The sequence below is a fragment of the Acidobacteriota bacterium genome (assembly GCA_003225175.1).
Lineage (GTDB): Bacteria > Acidobacteriota > Terriglobia > Terriglobales > Acidobacteriaceae > Gp1-AA112.
Map to the genome: position 1 here is coordinate 49322 of QIBA01000063.1, position 7280 is coordinate 56601.

7 protein-coding genes are annotated in these 7280 nt (G+C 54.4%); 5 read left to right on the forward strand and 2 right to left on the reverse strand.

Annotation, left to right across the window (positions count from 1 at the left end; genetic code table 11):
- Window positions 1–5: 5 nt before the first annotated feature.
- Complete coding sequence (locus tag DMG62_18635) at window positions 6–800, forward strand: hypothetical protein (protein ID PYY21465.1); 795 nt, start codon at window positions 6–8, stop codon at window positions 798–800.
- Between the two features lies 1 nt (window position 801).
- Here DMG62_18635 and DMG62_18640 read toward each other — a convergent pair whose 3' ends face one another.
- The gene (locus DMG62_18640) at window positions 802–2856 is read right to left on the reverse strand and encodes a hypothetical protein (protein PYY21466.1); all 2055 of its coding nucleotides are present in this window, start codon (window positions 2854–2856) and stop codon (window positions 802–804) included.
- Window positions 2857–2864: 8 nt separating this feature from the next.
- On the opposite strand from DMG62_18640, the gene DMG62_18645 reads away from it, so the two are divergent.
- Complete coding sequence (locus tag DMG62_18645; protein ID PYY21467.1) at window positions 2865–3059, forward strand: hypothetical protein; 195 nt, start codon at window positions 2865–2867, stop codon at window positions 3057–3059.
- 68 nt (window positions 3060–3127) lie between these two features.
- Here DMG62_18645 and DMG62_18650 read toward each other — a convergent pair whose 3' ends face one another.
- Window positions 3128–4495 carry a tRNA uridine-5-carboxymethylaminomethyl(34) synthesis GTPase MnmE gene (locus DMG62_18650; GenBank protein PYY21468.1) on the reverse strand — a complete coding sequence of 456 codons (1368 nt, stop codon included), beginning with the start codon at window positions 4493–4495 and terminating at the stop codon, window positions 3128–3130.
- A 145-nt stretch (window positions 4496–4640) separates the two neighbouring features.
- Between DMG62_18650 and DMG62_18655 the strand changes: the two genes are divergently transcribed.
- The 3 genes from DMG62_18655 to DMG62_18665 all read left to right on the forward strand — a co-directional run bounded on the left by DMG62_18655 (window position 4641) and on the right by DMG62_18665 (window position 7227).
- Window positions 4641–5015: a carboxypeptidase regulatory-like domain-containing protein gene (locus tag DMG62_18655; protein PYY21469.1), complete on the forward strand. Its 375-nt coding sequence runs from the start codon at window positions 4641–4643 to the stop codon at window positions 5013–5015.
- A gap of 336 nt (window positions 5016–5351) precedes the next feature.
- Complete coding sequence (locus DMG62_18660; GenBank protein ID PYY21470.1) at window positions 5352–5843, forward strand: hypothetical protein; 492 nt, start codon at window positions 5352–5354, stop codon at window positions 5841–5843.
- Window positions 5773–7227, forward strand: coding sequence for an L-seryl-tRNA(Sec) selenium transferase (locus tag DMG62_18665; protein ID PYY21471.1), 1455 nt, complete (start codon window positions 5773–5775; stop codon window positions 7225–7227). Before DMG62_18660 ends, DMG62_18665 begins: the two co-directional genes overlap by 71 nt.
- Window positions 7228–7280: the final 53 nt, after the last annotated feature.

Here is a 7280-nt window from a genome sequence, read left to right on the forward strand (position 1 = left end):
TGTAAATGTCCTCCCTTCGTATGCTGTTCGTCGACGACGAACCCAGCATCAGGCTGACTTTGCCTGAGATTCTTCGCCTCCACGGACACGAAGTTGAAGTCGCTTCTACCGTCGCAGAGGCCTTGGCGGCCATCTCTGGACGCAAGTTTGACGTGCTTATTTCCGACTTAAATATCGGAAATGCAGGAGATGGATTCACCGTTGTTAGCGCAATGCGCCGCACCCAGGCGCAATGCATTACGCTAATTCTGACCGGATATCCCGGTTTTGAGACCGCTTTACAGGCAATTCGCAGCCAGGTTGACGATTATCTGGTGAAACCAACGCAGATCGACCAGCTCGTCGACACCATTGAACGCAAGCTGAAAGAACGCACTCCACATAGACCTGCTCCAGTAAAGCGCGTGAGTCGGATCCTCAAAGAGTCTCAGCAAATCGTTGTTGATCGCGCAGTTGCATCGCTTTCGGAGCGCAGAAAAATTGCAAAGGACAGGCTTTATGACGGAATGCCAGAGCTCTTTCGTGCGCTAATCGCGTTTGGTAATCCTTCTATTGAGCAGAAAACCTTTGCTGAAGGAGCCACATACGGCGTGCTACGCCGCGAGCAAGGTTCTTCCATAGACGATCTGTTCAATGAATTCCGGACACTTGAGCGCGTAGCGTACGAAGTTGTACAGGAGAATCTGCTTGCAACCGACGTAAGCAATCTCGTTCCTGACCTCAGAGCCTTCAATGATCATGTGCAAAATGTGTTGAATCATGCGGTATGCGCCCTGCTTGAGAAGCCAATGGCTGCCTGAATCAGGCGTAAGGCAGGAACACAGAAAACGTCGTTCCATGATTCGCTCCCGTGGAGCTCTTCATGCAAATAGTTCCGTGATGCTTCTCAATCACTCCTTGTGACACCCAAAGACCCACACCTGTTCCTCTTTCACCTTTGGTTGTGAAGAAGGGCTCGAAGATGTGAGGCCGTGTAGCGGCGGGAATACCCGGACCATTGTCGCTGACAAGGACGCGCAGACCCATATTGCGAGATCCCCAATTGCGTCCGTGCTTCACACGGATTTTGATCATGCCGCCACGCGGCACGGCATCCACAGCATTGACGATCAGGTTCGAAAATACTTGCCGCATCTCGCCAGGAAAGGCGGGCACAGTGACTTGGGTCTCAATCTGCGTTTCAATGTGAACACCCTTGTTCTGAGCTCCCGCCGCATATAGGCGCACAATGCTCTCCACCAGATCGGCAACACTGACATCGACAGGAGCGGCAGCTTCGCGATAAAACCCAAGCGCCTGGCGCGCAATGTATCCGATGCGATCAACTTCGCTGATCGCCATTTGTGTGTACTCATGCGCTTTATCATCGAGAGATTTGTTCTTATCCATGAGATACAAGAGGTTCGTCACTGCCTCCAGCGGATTATTGATCTCGTGGGCCATTGTTCCGGCGAGGCGTCCAGTGGCGGCAAGCTTTTCCGTTTTTCGCAACGCCTCTGCGGCACGGTTGCGTTCCGTAATGTCCCGGGCGATCGTGGAAGCGCCCGTCACCACACCGGCCGAGTTGCGAATCGGTGAAATGGAAACTGAAACTTCAACTGGCCTTCCATCCTTCCGCACCCGAACGGTTTCGAAGTGGTCGATGGACTCGCCTCGTCGCAGGATTTCGAGCAGGTCGTCAGTCTCTCTACTGCGCTCGGGAGGACTGAGCACTGAAACATGTTCTCCGACCATCTCCATCGCCGTGTAGCCATACATCTTCTCTGCGCCGCGATTCCAACTGCGAACATAACCTTCCAAGTCCTTGCTATAAATCGCATCCTCGGAGGTTTCGACAATTGACGCCAACCGAGTAAGCGCCTCTTCAGCGCGTTTTTGGTCATCGATATCCGTGAAAGTTCCCAACCAGCGCACAATTGCGCCGCGTTCGTCACGCAGTGGGAGGGCTCGACCCAAAAACCAGCGGTAGGAACCCGCAACATCGCGAACACGCAGTTCGATCGCAAGCGCCTTACCGGACGCGATCGAAGCTTGCCACGCGGCTGCCGCAGCGGAACCGTCATCAGCATTCACGCGCTCTAGCCATGGCTCCCGCGACTGACGCGCCGCCCCGATGTAGTCGAGCCAACGTTGATTAAAGTATTCGGGCTTCCCTTCGGGTGAGGTTGTCCAAACCATTTGGGGAATGGCCTCGGCAAGAACTCGGAAGTGTGCCTCTCGTTCCGCCAACTCCCGCGAGAGAACGTCGGCTCTGGAAAGAGCTTCTTCGTATACGTGGGAGATCGATAGCAACTGATAACCGCCAAACGCCGCAATGATGAAGCCCATCGATAAAGCAAGAAGAATTCCGAGCCGCGAAGTAAATCGGCTTGCTTCCCGAGAGGATTCCAGATAAGAGGCGCGTCGTTCCTTTTGGCTTGAGACCAGACGCGAGAGCTCCTCCCGAATGTTGTGAATGATCCTGTCTTCCCCGGAGCCAGCGCGGAAAGTCGCAGGTAGAGTCCGACTTCGCATCGCTTGTTCTGCGACACGTCGCCACTGTTCAACGGAATTCCGAAGCTGCTCTACCTGTTGTGATTCTGTATCTTCGTCGCGTGCCATCGACGCAAGCTGATTGAAAACAGAGTCGGCATTTTCGGAGCTCTGCCGATATTGATCAACCAAGCTCAAATCACCGGTGTTAACGTACCCGCGAAGCTCCATGTTCATATCGAAAATGAGATTCTGAGCTTCGAAGCTGTGAGCGATCATTTGTCCGGTGTGCTGCACCGCGCGCTCGGCAGTGATCAGGCTCCGAATCGCCCACAGCAGGGTTGCCGAAGTGATAGCCATGAGCAGCAAAGGCAGGCCCACCATTAGCTGTAATGCGCGCCGAAAGCGTTCCCGATTCGGAGAAACTGTTACACTCGTCACAAGTCGGCGCACAATTCCGAGTTGGGGAGCCGGCGGTGAAATATCCGCCGAAGGACGTCCCGGAGATTCTGCCGAGAATTTGCGAGCTTCTGAGGCTTTGGACACACCGGGACCTGGCGAAGGAGATGCGAACCACAGTATCTTAGCTTAGCTTTCCCGTGTCCGTGGTGCGGAGTGGGCGGCTGGACAGCCTGTCTCCGTACGTCTTCGGCAGCTACTTTCCAATGCAGAAAGTGGTGAAGATTAGACTCAGGATGTCATCCGTGGTGGTTTCTCCAGTGATGGAATCGAGCGGCCGAAGCGAGTTATAAAGATCCATCAGCAACATTTCGTGAGGCGTGCGATTACGAACTGCTCCTTCCGCATTTTTCAGAGCCAACAGCGACTCCTCGATCAGGTTCCTTTGTCTTAGATTGGTTAGGAATCCGCCCTCCGGTGGAGTTGCCGAGTTTCCCCCAAGTTCTGCTATCAGTCGTTCCCGAAGCATTTCGATCCCCTCACCCGTAACAGCGGAGGTGCTGACTTCTGGCATGTGATTATCAGCAAATCTGCTGTAATCGCTGCCTCGACCCAAGTCAGCTTTGTTTCGAACCAGGATTCGCTTGCGACCGGAAGTAGCTTGAAGCAGCCGTTCTTCCTCGTCCATGTGTTGCGATGAAGTGTTGTCCGTCACTATGAGCACAAGATCAGCGTCAGCGAGCGCCTCGTAGGACTTGCGGATCCCAATCGCCTCTACCTCGTCAGCGTTGCTGCGAATGCCTGCGGTATCGATGAGCCGGATCGGAATTCCAATCACAGACACGGTTTCAGTAACCAAATCGCGTGTCGTTCCGGGAATCGCAGTAACAATTGCGCGCTCCCGCTGCACGAGGCGGTTAAACAGACTCGACTTGCCAACGTTCGGACGCCCAACAATGGCAAGTGTGAGTCCCTCATGTACCACCCGACCATACGCGAACGATTGCGCAAGAGATTCGAGCGGCATCTGAATTTGCGAGATTCTTGCCAGAATTTGGTCGTCTGGAAGGATCGCAACGTCATCTTCCGCGAAATCGATTCCCGCTTCGAGCAATGCAATCACATCGACTAACTGTTTCTTAATTGGCTTAACCCGTCGTGAGAGAGCTCCCTCCAGCTGTTGTGCAGCAACTTTGGCCTGGAATAGAGTTTGCGACTCAATTAGATCGCGTACGGCTTCGGCCTGAGTAAGATCAATGCGGCCGTGAAGGAATCCCCGCATCGTGAACTCCCCCGGCTCGGCCAACCGCGCTCCTCGCGCCAGTGCCTGCTCGACGATGTACTCCAGCACAACCGGCGAACCGTGCGCTGATATTTCGACGATGTCTTCTGTCGTGTACGAATGGGGTTTCTCGAAAAACGTGACCACAACTTCGTCGATACGATCTCCAGTGTTCGTGTCGACGAGTTCCCCAAACGTGGCATGTCCCGTTGCGAGAGGATACTTAAGTCGAAGCAGTGGAGTTGCAATCTCCAGCGATGCGGGTCCACTCAGCCGAACGACGCCAATTCCCCCGCGGCCGGGCGGCGTGGAGACGGCAACGATGGTGTCGTCAAGGTGCACTCTGGAATTCTAACGAGCGGCACGGCCGAGCAGGAACCCTGATACATGACTAACCACTAGTCTAAACTCATGAATCTAAAGAGTTAAATCCTGCAACTTTTAGCTATTTGCCTGGTCTGAATAGAATAGAGGAGAGGTGGTTCCCATGAAGTGTACCGTTCTGGTGATGCTCGCACTGGCGACGTTGGTAGCTGTAGGCGCAGCTCAAGTGACATTTCTTGATACGCCAGTCGCTGACAAGAATCAGGATCAGGGCCGTAATGTGACCGGCCAGGTAATGACAAAGGCTGAGACGCCGCTCCCAGATGCCGTCGTGTACCTGAAGAACACCAAGACTCTGACGATCAAGAGCTTCATCACCGAGAAAGACGGAGGATACCGCTTTCACGGACTTTCGCCCAATATCGACTACGAGATCTACGCGGACTACCAGGGCCAGAAAAGCGGCACCAAGACAATCAGCTCGTTCGATAACCGGAACAACATTACGCTTAACATCCGGATCGACACTAGACAATAGGGACGGGGAACACATCACAGCGGACAGAGAAAGACTTGGTTGCTGACGTCCTTCTAGTGACCTGAGTCTCTTTATTCTCTTGCGTTTTACTCGCGAAGTAGCCCCGCGCTTGAAGTTCCCGATTATTTCCATCTCACTCGGCCATTTTCCTTTTCTTTGTTCCTTTTCCCTATCCCCTACTTTCTCGGGATGAAATCAGCTTCATCTCCGGTTTACAGAGATGAAACAACTCCACATGGTCATGCGTTTGGCGCTTTCAGGGTTCGACTGGCGCACTCTCTCCATGCCTGAACCGTGTGAGGTTTGTTTAAGAACGTCAAAGATTGCCGAGGTTTTATGGCCGCATCAACTGCTAATGCCTTTGTCCAGCCGAATGGAAACTTTCAACCCGAGGTCCGGGAGTATCCGAAAAAGATCGTTATCCGTTCTCAGAATCGAATCTTTCTTCAGACGGTCTGCGAGATCGACCACCTCTCGGCCGCCGCTAACTACGTGCAAATCCATAGCAACGGCCAGAGTTTTCGCATCCGTTCGACGATCAACGCGATCGAACAGCGTCTCGATCCAAAGAAATTCGGGCGCGTTCATCGTTGCACCATCGTGAACTTCGATTTCGTAAAGGAGTTCCAACCGCTGCAGCGGGGCGATTACCTGCTCGTGCTCAACGATGGGAGTCAGCTGAAGATGAGCCGGCGCCATCGCGATCAACTCGAAAAGCTGGCTTGTCTGTCCAGTAATCATCTGGTGAAATACGGGAGTGCCGGCAACGAAAATACAGGATTTGCTTCGGCAAATCCCATCTGTGGACGAGGTTCTTCGCTCGTCTAGTCTGACAGGTGCATTGCGGCGTGAGGGCCGTGCCGCCACGAGCGACGCGGTCCGAACCGTTCTTGAGCGCCTACGTCGTGAGATCACGGCCGGCGGCCTCGATGAAATCGCAATTCAGATCGCAGTAGAAGGAATTCCAGAAGCTGTTGAGCGCGAGCTGCGGCGATCTCTTGATTACTCTCTGCGCAGAGTAATCAACGCTACCGGCGTCATTCTCCATACGAACCTTGGACGCGCGCCTCTCTCCCAGGAAACGATCGAACATCTTTCGGAGATCGCGACTGGTTATTCCAATTTGGAATTCGACTTAGTCACGGGCGAACGTGGACGTCGCGATGTGCACGTGCAGCGTCTCCTGGATCTCCTGCTCGCGGATCATCACTACGAAGACACCGAGAATTCCACTCCTGAGGCGATCGTCGTAAACAACTGTGCTGCTGCAGTATTGCTCGCGCTCAACGCGCTGGCAGAGGGTGGCGACGTCATCGTCTCGCGCGGTGAGCTAGTGGAGATCGGCGGTTCGTTTCGCGTGCCCGACGTGATGGCCAAATCGGGTGCGCGGCTTCGTGAAGTGGGCACTACAAACCGCACGCGCCTCTCGGACTACGAGAGGGCTATTACCGAGAACACGCGTCTGCTGCTTCGTGTACATCGCTCAAATTTCGCGATGATCGGGTTTACTGAGCAACCTGCATCCCAGGAGCTTGTTGAGTTAGGCCGCAGCCGCGGAATTCCTGTAATGGAAGATCTCGGTAACGGTTTGCTGGTAGATCTCGCGAGTGCCGGCGTCCAAGGCGAATATGGACTGCACGAGAGTCTGCGCGCCGGTGTTGACGTAGTCTGCGTCAGTGGAGACAAGCTGCTTGGGGGTCCGCAAGCGGGCGTAGTCGCCGGACGGAGAGAGCTCATCAAGCGTATTCGTGCCAACCCGTTGTTCCGAGCGCTGCGTGTCGACAAATTGACTTACGCGGCGCTTGAGTCGACGCTGCTCGCTTACGTAAAGCGAGATTATTCGGCGATTCCTGCTTTGCGCATGATCTATACACCGAGGTCTGAGATTCGCAGCCGCGCTCAATCTTTCGTCGCGCGCCTTAGCTCGATACCGGGGGTGCATGCCGAAATCGCCGAAGGAAAATCACTGATTGGCGGGGGAACCGCGCCGACAGCCACTCTTCCAACGTTCCTGGTTGCCCTTACTTCGGACCATCACACAAGCGAACAACTCTTAAGCCGGCTTCGCTCGCAATTGCCACCTGTGATTGCCAGGATTGAAGACGATCGGCTCGTATTAGACCTGCGAACCGTGTTTACAGAGGATGACAACGCCACGGCGGCGGCGCTCGCAGCCACAACGGCGCAACCATCCCCGGCTGTATCGAAGTAGTGGCGACGATTCACACGATCGGCCATTCGACGCGAGAGCTCAGCGAATTGATC

Coding starts and splice junctions, on each gene's coding strand:
- DMG62_18635 (PYY21465.1), top strand. CDS start 6: ATGTCCTCCCTTCGTATGCTGTTCGTCGACGACGAACCCAGCATCAGG.
- DMG62_18640 (PYY21466.1), bottom strand. CDS start 2,856: ATGGTGGGCCTGCCTTTGCTGCTCATGGCTATCACTTCGGCAACCCTG.
- DMG62_18645 (PYY21467.1), top strand. CDS start 2,865: ATGCGCGCCGAAAGCGTTCCCGATTCGGAGAAACTGTTACACTCGTCA.
- DMG62_18655 (PYY21469.1), top strand. CDS start 4,641: ATGAAGTGTACCGTTCTGGTGATGCTCGCACTGGCGACGTTGGTAGCT.
- DMG62_18660 (PYY21470.1), top strand. CDS start 5,352: ATGGCCGCATCAACTGCTAATGCCTTTGTCCAGCCGAATGGAAACTTT.